Below are 13,418 nucleotides of genomic sequence, written 5' to 3' on the forward strand. Positions count from 1 at the left end.
TAAATTTTATTCACAGGGAAGAGAAAATTATTTATGGATAAATATTCCTTTTTAAACGCTGCACATACTTCATTTTTAGCAGAGTTATATGACAAGTATTTAGTTAGTCCGGATAGTGTTGAGCCAAGTTGGCGAGCATTTTTTCAAGGATTTGATTTTGGTCAAGAGAGTTTATTAGACGAATTAGACTTGCCTGCACAGGCAGCAACGTCAAATTCCTCAACTGTTTCTGAGATGCCTCAGTCACTTCAGAAAGAGTTTCAGGTAATTCGTTTAATAGATGGTTACAGATCTCGCGGACATTTGTTTACAAAAACAAATCCAGTTCGAGAGAGAAGAAAATATGAACCAACATTATCTATTGAAAACTTTGGACTAGCAACATCTGATTTGAAAACGGTTTTTACTGCAGGAGAAATTCTAGGTATAGGGCCAAGCTCATTAGAAGATATTATAAAGCATTTGACAAATATATATTGCGACGCAATTGGTGTTGAATATATGTATATCAGAAATCCAGAACGTATAGAGTGGATTCAAAACTGGTTGAATGTAAATGATAATCACCCTAATTATGGTGATGATAGAAAGAAAAATATTCTTCGAAAATTAAATCAAGCGGTATCGTTTGAAAGTTTTTTACATACAAAATATGTAGGTCAAAAACGTTTTTCATTAGAAGGTAATGAGTCGCTAATACCATCATTGGATGCTGTTGTTGAAAGAGCAGCTGAAATGGGTGTTGAGCAATTTGTTATGGGTATGGCTCATAGGGGTAGATTGAATGTGTTAACCAATATTTTTGGTAAAGCAGCAAAAGATATTTTTAGTGAGTTTGATGGTAAAGATTACGAACAAGTAATTTTTGACGGAGATGTTAAATATCATTTAGGTTGGACCTCTGATAGAATGTCTGATAATGGTAATAAAATAAAAATGAATATCGCTCCAAATCCTTCTCATTTAGAGACTGTAGGCGCTGTAGTTGAGGGTATTACAAGAGCAAAGCAAGATGCTCATTATAAAGATGATTTTTCTAAAGTACTACCAATAGTAGTACATGGTGATGCTGCAATAGCTGGTCAAGGCTTAGTATACGAAGTAATACAGATGGCTAGTTTGGATGGTTATAAAACCGGAGGAACCATACATATGGTTGTAAATAATCAAATTGGTTTTACAACAAATTATTTAGATGCAAGAAGTTCTACCTATTGTACTGATGTTGGTAAAGTTACTCTAAGTCCTGTTTTACATGTTAATGCTGATGATGTAGAGGCTGTAGTACATGCTTCTTTATTTGCGTTAGAATATAGAATGCGTTTTCAAAGAGATGTATTTATAGATTTACTTGGGTACCGTAAGTATGGGCATAACGAAGGTGATGAGCCTCGTTTTACGCAACCTAAGCTTTATAAAGCAATTGCTAAGCATGAAAATCCAAGAGATATTTATGCGGCTAAACTAATTGCAGAAGGTATAATTGATGAAAATTATATTGGCAAATTAGAGCAAGAATATAAAGATTCACTTGAAACAGAATTAGAAGACTCTCGTAAAGAAGATAAAACTGTAATCACGCCATTTATGGCTGATGAATGGAAAGGTTTTGTGAGAGTTCAAGAAGATGAAATGGCTAAGCCAATTGATACTTCTTATAATAAAAAAGGACTTGTTGAAATAGCAGAGTCATTAACCTCATTACCAAAAGACAAAAAGTTCTTAAGAAAGGTAGATAAGTTAGTTGCTGATCGTAAGAAAATGTTTTTTGAGTCTGATAAGTTAGACTGGGCAATGGGTGAGCTTTTGGCTTACGGGTCGTTGTTGCAAGAAGGTTATGGTGTAAGAATGTCTGGTCAAGATGTTGAACGTGGTACCTTCTCTCACCGTCATGCAGTGGTTAAGGTAGAAGATAGTGAGGAAGAAGTAATTCCTTTAAATCTTATAAAGAATAAAAAAGGAGATTTTCAAATTTATAACTCACATCTATCAGAGTATGGTGTTGTAGGTTTCGATTATGGATACTCTATGGCAAGCCCGAATACGCTTACAATTTGGGAAGCGCAATTTGGAGATTTTAGCAATGGTGCTCAAATCATGATTGATCAATATATTTCTGCTGCTGAGGACAAGTGGAAACTTCAAAATGGTTTGGTAATGTTGTTGCCGCATGGTTATGAGGGTCAAGGTGCTGAGCATTCTTCAGCCCGTATGGAGCGTTTCTTGCAATTATGTGCAAGTGATAATATGTTTATAGCAGATGTCACGACACCTGCGAATATGTTTCACTTGTTAAGAAGGCAAATGAAAGCTAATTATAGAAAACCTTTAGTTGTTTTTACTCCGAAAAGTTTATTGCGTCATCCAAAAGCAGTTTCTTCAATAGAAGAATTTGAAAAAGGAGGCTTCCAAGAAATTATTGATGATAAAACAGCAGTTGTTAAAAACATTAAAACGTTAGTTTTCTGTACAGGTAAATTTTATTATGATTTACTAGCGGCTCGAGAAGAAAATTCTAGAGAAGATGTGGCACTTGTTCGTGTAGAGCAATTATTCCCACTTCCTGCATCTAAGATGACAGAGTTGATTAAAAAGTATAATGCCGATGACATTGTTTGGGCTCAAGAAGAACCTAGAAACATGGGGGCTTGGAGTCATATAATGATGCATTATAGTGAGGCGAGTAAGCTTAGGGTGGCATCAAGAAGATTCTATGCTTCGCCCGCAGCAGGTAGTTCGGTTCGTTCGAAAAGACGTCATCAAGAGGTTATTGATTATGTTTTCGATAAGACTAAGGATAATATGATTCGTCCGACGAAATAAATAGAAGCAATCAAAAAATAATAAAAATACAGGTTACAAATTAAAATTATAAGATAATGATTTTAGAAATGAAAGTTCCTTCACCAGGGGAGTCTATAACAGAAGTAGAAATTGCAGCTTGGTTAGTTCAAGATGGTGATTATGTTGAAAAAGACCAAGCAATTGCTGAGGTTGATTCAGATAAGGCTACATTAGAATTACCTGCTGAAGAAAGTGGAATAATCACTTTAAAAGCAGAAGAAGGTGATGCTGTAGCAGTTGGTGAAGTAGTTTGTTTAATTGATACTAGTGCTGAAAAGCCTAGTGGTTCAGCTAAGCCAGCAACTGAAGAACCAAAAAAAGAAGCTAAGAAAGAGGAGAAAGCTCCTGAGCCTGTAAAAGTAAAAGAAACATATGCATCAGGAACAGCGTCTCCTGCAGCTAAAAAAATACTTGCCGAAAAAGGAATTGAAGCAGGAGCAGTAAATGGATCAGGAAAAGATGGTAGAATTACTAAAGAAGATGCAGTAAGTGCTGTTCCTTCTATGGGAACTCCTACCGGTGGTAATAGAGGAGAAAGTAGATCTAAATTGTCTATGTTGCGTAGAAAAGTAGCAGAGCGTTTGGTTTCAGTTAAAAATGAAACGGCTATGTTAACTACTTTTAACGAAGTAGATATGTCTCCTATATTCGAGCTTAGAAAGCAATATAAAGAAGATTTTAAAAGTAAGCACGGAGTTGGATTAGGCTTTATGTCATTCTTTACAAAAGCAGTAGTTAGGGCGTTAGAGCTTTATCCTTCTGTAAACTCTATGATAGATGGTAAGGAAATGATTTCTTACGATTTTTGCGATGTTAGTATTGCAGTATCAGGACCAAAAGGATTAATGGTTCCTGTTATTAGAAATGCTGAAAACTTAACTTTTAGAGGGGTAGAAGCAGAAGTTAAAAGGCTTGCAATTAGAGCTAGAGATGGAGGTATTACTGTTGATGAAATGACGGGTGGTACTTTTACAATTACTAACGGAGGTGTTTTTGGGTCAATGTTATCAACTCCAATCATAAACCCTCCACAAAGTGCAATTTTAGGAATGCACAATATTGTAGAGAGACCAATTGTTAGAGATGGCGAAATTGTAATTGCACCTATAATGTATGTGGCTTTATCTTATGATCATAGAATAATTGATGGTAAAGAGTCTGTAGGTTTCTTAGTAGCGGTTAAAGAAGCATTAGAAAATCCAGTAGAATTACTGATGAATAATAATGTAAATAAAGGTTTAGAATTGTAATTTTTACCTTTTAATAAATAAAAAAGCCTGAAGATAAAATCTTCAGGCTTTTTTATTTATACATAATCGAGTTGTTTAATTACAACCCATATCCTCTTTAGAAGTGGGGTCTGCATTAGGGAAACATAAACCTGTCGGTAATGATGCAGGATCATATCTTTTTAAGTCGTTGTCATGTAAACTCTTCTCTATAAATTCAGTAATTAAAGTGATTTCATTGTCATTAAGGCCTAAAGGGGAAAATTTATCAGATACCATCTCATTAGGTACTTCGTTATTTTGTTTAACACCATTATTTTTATATTCAATAACTTCTCTTACGCTTGTAAAGTTACCTCCGTGCCCTAAGAATTGTACATCTGCTAAATTGTAAAGTTGTGGTACTTTAAATTTGTAGTTGTCAGTAGGGTTGTTCGTAAAACCTCCTCGACCTTTTTTTGTAACCTCGTCAGTTATACCATGTACACCTGAGCCCGAAAGGTCATTCATGCCTAATGTATAAAAATTTTCAGAGTTAAGTGCAGGTCCAGAATGACATTCGTAACATCTGGCTTTCCCAAAAAATAATAAAGCACCTTTTTTTTCATTTTTATTCATTGCTCTAGTGTCACCTTTTAGCCAGTTCTGAAAATCTGTATTATTAGCAAGTAGCGTTCTTTCATAAGCAGCAATTGCTAGGCCAGCAGTTGTTATTGAGTATCTTTCAGATTTATCTACTTCTGGAAAAGCATTATCAAATAACTTAACATACTTGTTTTCATCACAAAAAGCTTTATCTATTCCCATTCTGTGAACAGATAGGCCTGCAATAGCCTGGGTTTCTACACCTTCAAAACCTAAAATATTTACAGCTTTTGGTGTTCCTTCAGTCCAATTTGCTTCTGTACCAATATTATCATCAGTAGCTCCAAATTGACCATTCCAAAGCATTAGTTTTTGGTAAGCAGAATTCAAGACTGTCGGAGATCGTATAGGTTGTATATCTATAAGGTCTTCTGTGTAATTTGGATCCATAACCCTAGCTTCTCCATGTAAACCAAAGCCCATTCCGCCATCTCCGATACCTTGTTTGATACCGCTTTGAAAGCCAGCACCACTATGGTGACAACTTGCGCAAGAGTAAGTGGCTTTGTTTGTTTCTTTTTTAGAGTTGATGCCAATACCTGTCTCGTAGAAAAGTAATTTCCCTAAAGCAACTTTACTTTCTGTTATAGGGTTTTTTGGATCTGATGGTATACTTTGATAATCTGTGCTTTGTGGTAAGATAAAAGTATCTAAGCTACCAGATAAGTTAATTAAAACCTCTTGTAATTGCTTGTCTTCTGTTTCTAGGTTGATTGCAGTGTAGTCAGAATCATCTGAACAGCTTGTTAAAACATAAAATGTAATTAAAAGTGCTAAGTGTTTAAATTTTAATTTGAATAACATTGTCTTAGTAAATCTGGGTTAGGTTATTTTTTAGACAAATTTAACATTATAGAAAGTAAGGTGGTATTAGATATCGGCGTAAAACTTAAAATTTCAGTTTAACAGCAAAATTATTTTAAAAATAAAAACCGTTTCTCGTAATCAATTATCGCTTTTCCTTTTTTTAAGATATCAGCTCCAATAATTCCATCTACAGGGGTGGAGTTGTGGGTGATTAGAGCTTCATTTACATGCCCTAAGTCAAATAAAACTATCTTTAATTTTTTAAAAGACCATGAGTCTATATTTATTTTGTTTTTGGTGGAAATCAATGTTTCCATATTAGTTGCTCCGGCTCCAGCAGCTTTTATTTTTGATTCTTTAGATTTGAGCTTAAAAGTTTCAATCTTATCAAGTCCTATGCAGGTGTTTGATGCTCCGGTGTCTACAATAAACCTCCCTGAAATACCATTTATTTTAGCTTCTATTTCAAAATGATTAGTTGAAGTTAAATTTAATTTAATTGGAGTGTATTTTTTTTCCTTTAAAATTTTTTTAAGACTCTTCACAACTTTTTTTGTTAAAGATAAACCTATTTTTACATCATGATACTAACAGATACACATACACACTTATACAGTGAAGCTTTTGATGAAGATAGAAATTTAGTTGTTGAGAATGCTATTAAGAATGGAGTAGAAAGATTTTTTATTCCAGCAATTGATTCTACATATACGCAGTCTATGTTAGAGTTAGAAAAGGCGTATCCTGAAAATATGTTTTTAATGTCGGGTTTGCATCCTACGCATGTAAAAGAAAATTATCAAGAAGAAATTTCTCATATAGAAGAAATGCTTTCAAAACATAAATATTACGCAATAGGAGAAATAGGGATAGATTTATATTGGGATAAAACTTTTTTAAAAGAGCAACAAGCAGCTTTTAGGGGGCAAATTAAAATTGCAAAAAAGAATAATTTACCTATAGTTATTCATTGTAGAGATGCTTTCGATGAAGTGTTTGAAATATTAGAACAGGAGAAAGGAGCTGATTTATATGGAATTTTTCATTGTTTTACAGGAACCTTTGAACAGGCAAAAAAAGCGATTTCATACAATATGAAATTAGGAATTGGAGGTGTAGTAACTTTTAAGAATGGAAAAATCGACACTTTTTTGAATGAAATCAGCCTGAGTAATATTGTTTTAGAAACTGATGCTCCATATCTGGCTCCAGTGCCTTATAGAGGTAAGCGAAATGAAAGTTTATATCTTCTTCAGATTTTAGAAAAACTAGAAATTGTATATGGTGTTAGTAAAAAGCGTATTGCAGAAATAACAACTCAGAATTCAAAAGATATTTTTGGTATATAATAAAGAGTAAAATAAACGATTATGAGCAATTCTAAAATTTTACTTATTTATACAGGCGGTACTATTGGTATGGTTAAAGATTACAAGTCTGGCGCATTAGTGGCTTTAAACTTTGATAAGTTGTTGCAAAATATACCAGAGTTAAATCAATTAGATTGTGATATTAATAGTTGTTCTTTTGATGAGCCTATCGATTCTTCAAACATGAATGTGTCTCATTGGGTTACAATCGCAACGTTAATTGAAGATAATTATCATGATTATGATGGTTTTGTAGTTCTGCATGGTAGTGATACAATGAGTTATTCCGCATCAGCATTAAGTTATATGTTAGAAAATTTGTCAAAGCCAGTGATTTTCACAGGTTCTCAGTTGCCAATTGGTGACTTGCGGACCGATGCCAAAGAAAATTTAATAACATCAATACAAATAGCTGCCTTAAAAAGCAAAGGGAAATCAGTAATTCAAGAGGTGGGTTTATATTTTGAATACAAACTATATAGAGGAAATAGAACAACTAAAATAAATGCAGAGCACTTTGAGGCATTTGAGTCTTTAAATTACCCTCCTCTTGCAGAATCTGGAGTTCACTTAAAAATCTATAAAGAGAACTTATTTAAGCCAAAAAGGCAGAAAAAGCTAATTGTTCATAAAAAATTAAATAATAATGTAGCGGTCATAAAGTTGTTTCCGGGCTTCAATGAAAATCTCTTGAAAACACTCTTTAATACCCCTGATTTGAAAGCTGTAATACTAGAAACGTATGGATCAGGAAACGCTCCAACCGAAGATTGGCTCTTTAAAAGCTTAGATATTGCAAATAAAAAAGGTATTCATGTAATTAACGTAACTCAATGTTCAGGTGGCGGTGTTATTATGGGTCATTATGAAACTAGCGAGCAAATGCGAAGAATGCAAGTTATTAGTGGTAAGGACATTACAACAGAGGCGGCAGTGACAAAGCTTATGTATTTATTAGGCGCACAAGTGTCATCTAAGTTGTTTAAAACAGTTTTCGAAACCTCTTTAAGGGGAGAAATGCTTTAAAATTAACGTGCTAAATTTCGCTTATTACTTTTTTTTTTGTTAATTCGACGCCTTGAAAAAATTGAAACAAAGAGAGGTGGCCGAGTGGTCGAAGGCGCACGCCTGGAAAGTGTGTATACCTCAAAAGGGTATCGAGGGTTCGAATCCCTTCCTCTCTGCATTTAATTTTTAATTTATTTTTTAATTGTAAAATTTTTTTATCTTTAACCCATTAACTAATTTAAATTAAGTTTGAAAGAAATGAAAAGACTATTCTCTATCCTAGCTGTAGCTGGGTTATTTGTTATGAACACAAATACTGTGAACGCTAATGTAACTGCAAACGCAATTACGTCTAACCTATCAGCAACTATTGCGACTACTGCAGCTATGATTCAAGATGCAGCAGCAACTGAAGCTGAGAGAGGTTTTGTACAAGTGTTGAAAGAAAAATTTATTGAAGGTGGAGCTGGCTTCATGGGTATCGTACTTTTATGTTTGATCCTAGGTTTAGCAGTTGCAATCGAAAGAATTATTTATTTAAACTTGGCAAGCACAAATACAACTAAATTAAAGCAAAAAGTAGAAGATGCTTTAGCTTCTGGTGGTATTGAGGCTGCTAAAGAGGTTTGTAGAAATACAAAAGGACCTGTTGCTTCTATTTTCTATCAAGGTTTAGATAGAGCTGGTGAGAGCATTGAGTCTGCGGAAAAAGCTGTTGTAGCTTACGGTGGAGTTCAAATGGGACAATTAGAAAAGAATGTTTCTTGGTTATCTTTATTTATCGCTATTGCTCCAATGCTTGGTTTCATGGGTACTGTAATCGGTATGATTCAAGCCTTCGAAAAAATTGCAGCTGTTGGTAACTTAAGTGCATCTCTTATTGCAGGTGATATTCAAGTAGCATTATTAACAACTGTATTCGGTCTTATTGTTGCTATTATTCTTCAAATTTTTTATAATTATATCATCGCTAAAATTGATAGCATTGTAAATGATATGGAGGATGCATCAATCTCTTTGATTGATATGTTGGTAGATCACAAAAAATAAGTCGGACTTAATACTTAAGTAAAATGCATAAAATAATAAAAATTATATTAATAGTTCTCAGTGTTGTGGGAACGGTACTTTGGGTGCAGTTACCTAGTATTGATGTTCCTGAAACGGAAGCAATCGGTAGTGGATCTATGAATTTTATGTTCATAATCACTTTTGTTTTACTTGCTATAGCAGTATTGGCAACTTTGTTTTTTGGACTTAAAAATGTTTTTTCATCACCAGATGGTTTGAAAAAAACATTAATAGGAGTAGGTGGTCTTGCTGTTGTAGGTATCCTTTCTTATGTTTTCGCTAGCGGAACGGATATTGATATCCCTGCGATGGAAGCTAAAACTGGAATATTAACAGATGAAGGTACAGTTAAAACAATTGGAACTTTCTTAAATATGTTTTTCATATTGACTATTATTGCTGTTGGTGCAATGATAATTCCAGGATTTAAAAAAATGTTTAACAAATAAAATAAGATATTATGTCTAGAAGAGGTGCACCACCTGAGGTAAATGCCGGTTCTATGGCTGACATAGCTTTCTTACTACTTATCTTTTTCTTAGTTACAACAACTATTGAAACAGATGCAGGTTTAGATCGTATGTTGCCTCCAATCGATAATACAGAGGTAATTCCTCCTGTGATTAAGGAGAAAAATATTTTTGCTGTAAACATTAACAGATCTGGGCAGTTACTTGTTGAAGAAGAGTTAACGAAAATTGAAGACCTAAAAGCTAAAGCTATTGCATTTTTAGATAATGGTGGGGCTTTAAAAGGAACTCCTGAATATTGTAATTTTTGCAAAGGGAAAAGAGATGAGAAATCATCAGATAATCCTGATAAAGCAATTATTTCATTGAAAAATGATAGAGAAACTCAATATGGTGTTTACATTACTGTTCAGAACGAAATAGTAGCTGCATACAACGATTTGCGTAACAGAGAGTCTCAGAGGCTTTATAAGCGTGACTTTACTGATATGGAAGCTGAATATCTGAATCCTGAAACATCAGATCAGGCAAAAGAGGTTTTAAAAGAAAGAGTTAGAAATATTCAAGGACTTTTTCCTCAAAAATTCTCAGAAGCTGAAACATCAAGTGGTAAATAATTTTAATAAATAAAAAGATATGTCAAAATTCAGTAAGAAAAAAGACGGGGATGTGCCTGCGGTTTCAACAGCATCACTTCCAGATATCGTTTTTATGCTACTTTTTTTCTTTATGACAGTAACTGTTATGAAAGATACATCTGTAAAAGTTGAGAATACTTTACCGATGGCGAGCGAAATTAAAAAGCTTGAAAAGAAAGATAGAGTTATAACTATATATGTTGGTAAGCCTACGCAAGAGTACCAAAAATTATATGGTTCTGAAGCTAAAATTCAATTGAATGATAAGTTTTCTAGTCCTTCAGAAGTTGGTCCTTATATTTTACAAGAAAGAGCTAAAAAATCTGAAGATTTACAAAACGTTTTAACTACATCTTTAAAAGTTGATAAAAATGCCAATATGGGTATTATATCTGATATTAAAGAAGAGTTACGTAAGGTAAATGCTTTGAAAATTAATTATACTACATACGAAGGTATCGCTTTTGATAACCTTAATAAGTAAAGTTATTTCTTTCAAAAATTAGTATAGCGCTTCAATTTATTTTGAAGCGCTTTTTTTATGCCCTACCTTTTATTAACTTTATTTCATGTTTAAAAAATTATTCATCATACTTCTCCTTTTTCCATTTTGGGTTTTATCTCAAAATGTTGATGATACTGTAGATCATAAATATTTAGAAGACCAGATTTATTTAGGAGTTAATTATAATTTTATGAATAATTTGCCAAACGATGCAGATCAGCGCAATTTTTCATATGGTCTTAATGCAGGTATAATAAAAGATATACCTTTAAACTATACTAGAAATTTAGGACTAGGTATAGGTTTGGGCTATGCTGTAAATTCTTATTATTCAAACTTAATTGCGACGGAAGGAGCTAATGGTATATCATACAATGTTGCAGAAAGTGATTTAGACTTTAATCGTAGTAAGTTTGAAATACATAGTGTAGAAGTTCCTTTTGAAATTAGGTGGCGAAACTCTAGTCCTACAGATTATAAGTTTTTGAGAGTCTATACGGGTATTAAATTTGCATATAATTTCAGTTCAAGATCTAAGCTTATAACTGATACAGAATCATCTGGTTTTTATAATTCTGATATTAAAAAATTTGAATACGGTTTAACACTTAATGCAGGGTATAATACTTTTAACTTGCATGTTTATTATTCATTAACAGATTTTTTTAATACAAAGAAAACTTTAACTACAGGGGAAGTATTAAATATAACTCCAATAAAAGTAGGTTTGGTTTTTTATATTTTATAACCAATAGCTTGCGGTCAATACTTGAGAAGTAATTCCAATAATAAAACCAGACAACACTTCTATTTTGGTATGAGCTTTAAAATAGAGCCTAGAAGATGCTATTAATCCACTTGCAAGTATAAAAAGACTGATAGATAAAGTTAAGTTTATTTCAAAATGAATGCTAAGGTTTATTACGTAAGTTAATAAGCAACCTATGCCAATCATATGCAAGCTTACTTTAAAATTTAATACCAATAATAGCAAGGAGCTAAGTAAGCCTATTATAAAGCTTATAAAGTAATAATATAACTCAGGAGTGTAATTATATGGTATTACTTTATAAACAACCATAAAGAGTAGCGCAAGGCTTATATAGGTGGGGTACTTACGTTCTTTAACTGTTGGCATCAATATAGAATTGACATAACCTATGTTTCTCAATATTAAAAAGCAAATAACGGGGATTACAACAGTTATTATAAAAATGGGAATTAAATTACCCATTTGCATATTTAATGAACTGTATTTTTTGGTAACTAAAAAATAAAATAAGCTACCTCCGATTGGTATAAAAATTGGATGAAATAAATATGCTATAATCTTTAAAAAGGATTTCATTAAATTTCTTTTCGCATTCTAGCAACAGGAATACTTAGTTGTTCTCTGTATTTAGCAACAGTTCTTCTTGCAATAGGATATCCTTTTTCTTTTAGTATTTCAGCTAATTTATCATCAGTTAATGGTTTTCTTTTTTCCTCTTCTTTGATAACGTTTTCTAGAATTTTCTTAATTTCCTTGGTAGAAACATCTTCTCCTTGATCGTTTTTCATTGATTCTGAAAAATATTCTTTGATTAATTTCGTGCCATAAGGTGTATCTGCATATTTGCTATTTGCAACTCTTGAAACCGTAGAAACATCCATACCTATAGTATCGGCAATATCTTTTAAAATCATTGGGCGTAAATTTCGCTCATCTCCTGTTAAAAAATATTTCTTTTGATACTCCATTATGGTGTTCATAGTAACGAAAAGAGTTTGCTGCCTTTGTCTAATAGCGTCTATAAACCACTTTGCAGCATCTAGTTTTTGCTTAATAAATTGAACAGTATCTTTTTGTGATTGCGTTTTTTCTTTAGAGTTTTTGTACCCTTCTAGCATATTGTTGTAATCACGCGATACATGTAGTTCAGGTGCATTTCTACCATTTAAAGAAAGCTCTAATTCGCCATCTACAATTTTTATAGAAAAATCAGGAACCACATGTTCAATCATTCTGGTATTTCCAGAGTAAGAACCACCAGGTTTCGGATTTAATTTTTCTATTTCTGAGATTGCAGTTTTAAGCTCATCTTCAGTTATGTTATATTTTTGAATAAGTTTCTTGTAGTGCTTTTTTGTAAACTGTTCAAAAGATTTTTCAAGTATAGTTATAGCAAGTTCAATACTCTCAGTAATTTCTTTTCTTTTTAATTGTATGATCAAACATTCTTCTAATGATGTGGCTCCTACACCAGGAGGATCGAGTTGCTGAACAATTCTTAAAATTTTTTCTATTGACTCCTGGTCTGTATAAATATTTTGGGTAAATGCTAAATCATCTAATATATCGGTAATTGGCCTTCTTATATAGCCACTCTCGTCAATACTACCAACGAGGAATTCAGCAATTGACCATTCATCATCAGTTAAAGTGACGGTATTTAATTGATTTATTAAAAATTGATTAAAAGAAGTACCTGCAGCATAAGGAACAGTTTTTTCTTCATCATCAGCACTATAGTTATTTGCTTGAGTTCTATATTCTGGAACTTCATCATCACTTAAATATTCGTCAATATTGATATCTTCAGTGGTAATGGTTTCATTATCATCTGACTCATCATTATAAGTATCTTCAAAATCATCATCAAAATCATCACTTTCTTCCTTCCCTGTTTCTAAGGCAGGATTTTCTTCCAATTCTTGCTTTAAACGTTGTTCAAAGGCTTGGGTAGGCAGTTGTATCAGTTTCATTAATTGAATCTGCTGCGGAGAAAGCTTTTGAGATAATTTAAATGATAAATGTTGTTTAAGCATGTAAAATGATAATCTTTCTTATA

The 13,418-nt window shown here is 32.8% G+C and carries 13 protein-coding genes and 1 tRNA gene; 10 read left to right on the forward strand and 4 right to left on the reverse strand.

All coding sequences use genetic code 11. The annotated features are described in order from the left end of the window. Positions 1 to 33: 33 nt before the first annotated feature. Complete coding sequence (locus tag H0I23_RS16490) at positions 34 to 2,823, forward strand: 2-oxoglutarate dehydrogenase E1 component (RefSeq protein WP_216784380.1); 2,790 nt, start codon at positions 34 to 36, stop codon at positions 2,821 to 2,823. A gap of 56 nt (positions 2,824 to 2,879) precedes the next feature. Further along, entirely contained in the window at positions 2,880 to 4,094 is a 1,215-nt protein-coding gene (gene odhB / locus H0I23_RS16495; RefSeq protein ID WP_216784381.1) for a 2-oxoglutarate dehydrogenase complex dihydrolipoyllysine-residue succinyltransferase, read from the forward strand. A 75-nt stretch (positions 4,095 to 4,169) separates the two neighbouring features. Here odhB and H0I23_RS16500 read toward each other — a convergent pair whose 3' ends face one another. Next, on the reverse strand, positions 4,170 to 5,522 hold the full coding sequence (locus tag H0I23_RS16500) for a cytochrome-c peroxidase (protein ID WP_216784382.1): 1,353 nt from the start codon (positions 5,520 to 5,522) through the stop codon (positions 4,170 to 4,172). A gap of 110 nt (positions 5,523 to 5,632) precedes the next feature. After that, positions 5,633 to 6,070, reverse strand: a complete 438-nt coding sequence (locus H0I23_RS16505; RefSeq protein WP_216784383.1) for a retropepsin-like aspartic protease — start codon at positions 6,068 to 6,070, stop codon at positions 5,633 to 5,635. 36 nt (positions 6,071 to 6,106) lie between these two features. On the opposite strand from H0I23_RS16505, the gene H0I23_RS16510 reads away from it, so the two are divergent. From H0I23_RS16510 to H0I23_RS16545, 8 genes are all read left to right on the forward strand, one after another. Then, positions 6,107 to 6,874, forward strand: a complete 768-nt coding sequence (locus H0I23_RS16510; protein ID WP_216784384.1) for a TatD family hydrolase — start codon at positions 6,107 to 6,109, stop codon at positions 6,872 to 6,874. 21 nt (positions 6,875 to 6,895) lie between these two features. Continuing rightward, the gene (locus H0I23_RS16515) at positions 6,896 to 7,921 is read left to right on the forward strand and encodes an asparaginase (protein WP_216784385.1); all 1,026 of its coding nucleotides are present in this window, start codon (positions 6,896 to 6,898) and stop codon (positions 7,919 to 7,921) included. Positions 7,922 to 7,991: 70 nt separating this feature from the next. After that, positions 7,992 to 8,079 (forward strand) — tRNA-Ser (locus H0I23_RS16520). A gap of 82 nt (positions 8,080 to 8,161) precedes the next feature. Beyond that, on the forward strand, positions 8,162 to 8,953 hold the full coding sequence (locus H0I23_RS16525) for a MotA/TolQ/ExbB proton channel family protein (RefSeq protein WP_216784386.1): 792 nt from the start codon (positions 8,162 to 8,164) through the stop codon (positions 8,951 to 8,953). Positions 8,954 to 8,976: 23 nt separating this feature from the next. Next, positions 8,977 to 9,423, forward strand: coding sequence for a hypothetical protein (locus tag H0I23_RS16530; RefSeq protein WP_216784387.1), 447 nt, complete (start codon positions 8,977 to 8,979; stop codon positions 9,421 to 9,423). An 11-nt stretch (positions 9,424 to 9,434) separates the two neighbouring features. Continuing rightward, positions 9,435 to 10,061, forward strand: coding sequence for a biopolymer transporter ExbD (locus tag H0I23_RS16535; RefSeq protein WP_216784388.1), 627 nt, complete (start codon positions 9,435 to 9,437; stop codon positions 10,059 to 10,061). A gap of 19 nt (positions 10,062 to 10,080) precedes the next feature. After that, positions 10,081 to 10,566 (forward strand): biopolymer transporter ExbD, encoded by a 486-nt coding sequence (locus H0I23_RS16540; protein ID WP_216784389.1) that lies wholly within the window; start codon positions 10,081 to 10,083, stop codon positions 10,564 to 10,566. A gap of 85 nt (positions 10,567 to 10,651) precedes the next feature. Next, the gene (locus tag H0I23_RS16545; protein ID WP_216784390.1) at positions 10,652 to 11,335 is read left to right on the forward strand and encodes a porin family protein; all 684 of its coding nucleotides are present in this window, start codon (positions 10,652 to 10,654) and stop codon (positions 11,333 to 11,335) included. On the opposite strand, the gene H0I23_RS16550 is transcribed toward H0I23_RS16545, so the two are convergent. Both H0I23_RS16550 and rpoN read right to left on the reverse strand, forming a co-directional pair. Continuing rightward, on the reverse strand, positions 11,330 to 11,935 hold the full coding sequence (locus H0I23_RS16550) for a hypothetical protein (RefSeq protein ID WP_216784391.1): 606 nt from the start codon (positions 11,933 to 11,935) through the stop codon (positions 11,330 to 11,332). The two genes, H0I23_RS16545 and H0I23_RS16550, sit on opposite strands and share 6 nt — an antisense overlap. Beyond that, positions 11,935 to 13,395 carry an RNA polymerase factor sigma-54 gene (gene rpoN / locus H0I23_RS16555; protein WP_216784392.1) on the reverse strand — a complete coding sequence of 487 codons (1,461 nt, stop codon included), beginning with the start codon at positions 13,393 to 13,395 and terminating at the stop codon, positions 11,935 to 11,937. Before rpoN ends, H0I23_RS16550 begins: the two co-directional genes overlap by 1 nt. Positions 13,396 to 13,418 lie beyond the last annotated feature (23 nt).

Source organism: Cellulophaga sp. HaHaR_3_176 (assembly GCF_019021925.1).
Lineage (GTDB): Bacteria > Bacteroidota > Bacteroidia > Flavobacteriales > Flavobacteriaceae > Cellulophaga.

Coding starts and splice junctions, on each gene's coding strand:
- H0I23_RS16490 (WP_216784380.1), top strand. CDS start 34: ATGGATAAATATTCCTTTTTAAACGCTGCACATACTTCATTTTTAGCA.
- odhB (WP_216784381.1), top strand. CDS start 2,880: ATGATTTTAGAAATGAAAGTTCCTTCACCAGGGGAGTCTATAACAGAA.
- H0I23_RS16500 (WP_216784382.1), bottom strand. CDS start 5,522: ATGTTATTCAAATTAAAATTTAAACACTTAGCACTTTTAATTACATTT.
- H0I23_RS16510 (WP_216784384.1), top strand. CDS start 6,107: ATGATACTAACAGATACACATACACACTTATACAGTGAAGCTTTTGAT.
- H0I23_RS16515 (WP_216784385.1), top strand. CDS start 6,896: ATGAGCAATTCTAAAATTTTACTTATTTATACAGGCGGTACTATTGGT.
- H0I23_RS16525 (WP_216784386.1), top strand. CDS start 8,162: ATGAAAAGACTATTCTCTATCCTAGCTGTAGCTGGGTTATTTGTTATG.
- H0I23_RS16530 (WP_216784387.1), top strand. CDS start 8,977: ATGCATAAAATAATAAAAATTATATTAATAGTTCTCAGTGTTGTGGGA.
- H0I23_RS16535 (WP_216784388.1), top strand. CDS start 9,435: ATGTCTAGAAGAGGTGCACCACCTGAGGTAAATGCCGGTTCTATGGCT.
- H0I23_RS16540 (WP_216784389.1), top strand. CDS start 10,081: ATGTCAAAATTCAGTAAGAAAAAAGACGGGGATGTGCCTGCGGTTTCA.
- H0I23_RS16545 (WP_216784390.1), top strand. CDS start 10,652: ATGTTTAAAAAATTATTCATCATACTTCTCCTTTTTCCATTTTGGGTT.
- H0I23_RS16550 (WP_216784391.1), bottom strand. CDS start 11,935: ATGAAATCCTTTTTAAAGATTATAGCATATTTATTTCATCCAATTTTT.
- rpoN (WP_216784392.1), bottom strand. CDS start 13,395: ATGCTTAAACAACATTTATCATTTAAATTATCTCAAAAGCTTTCTCCG.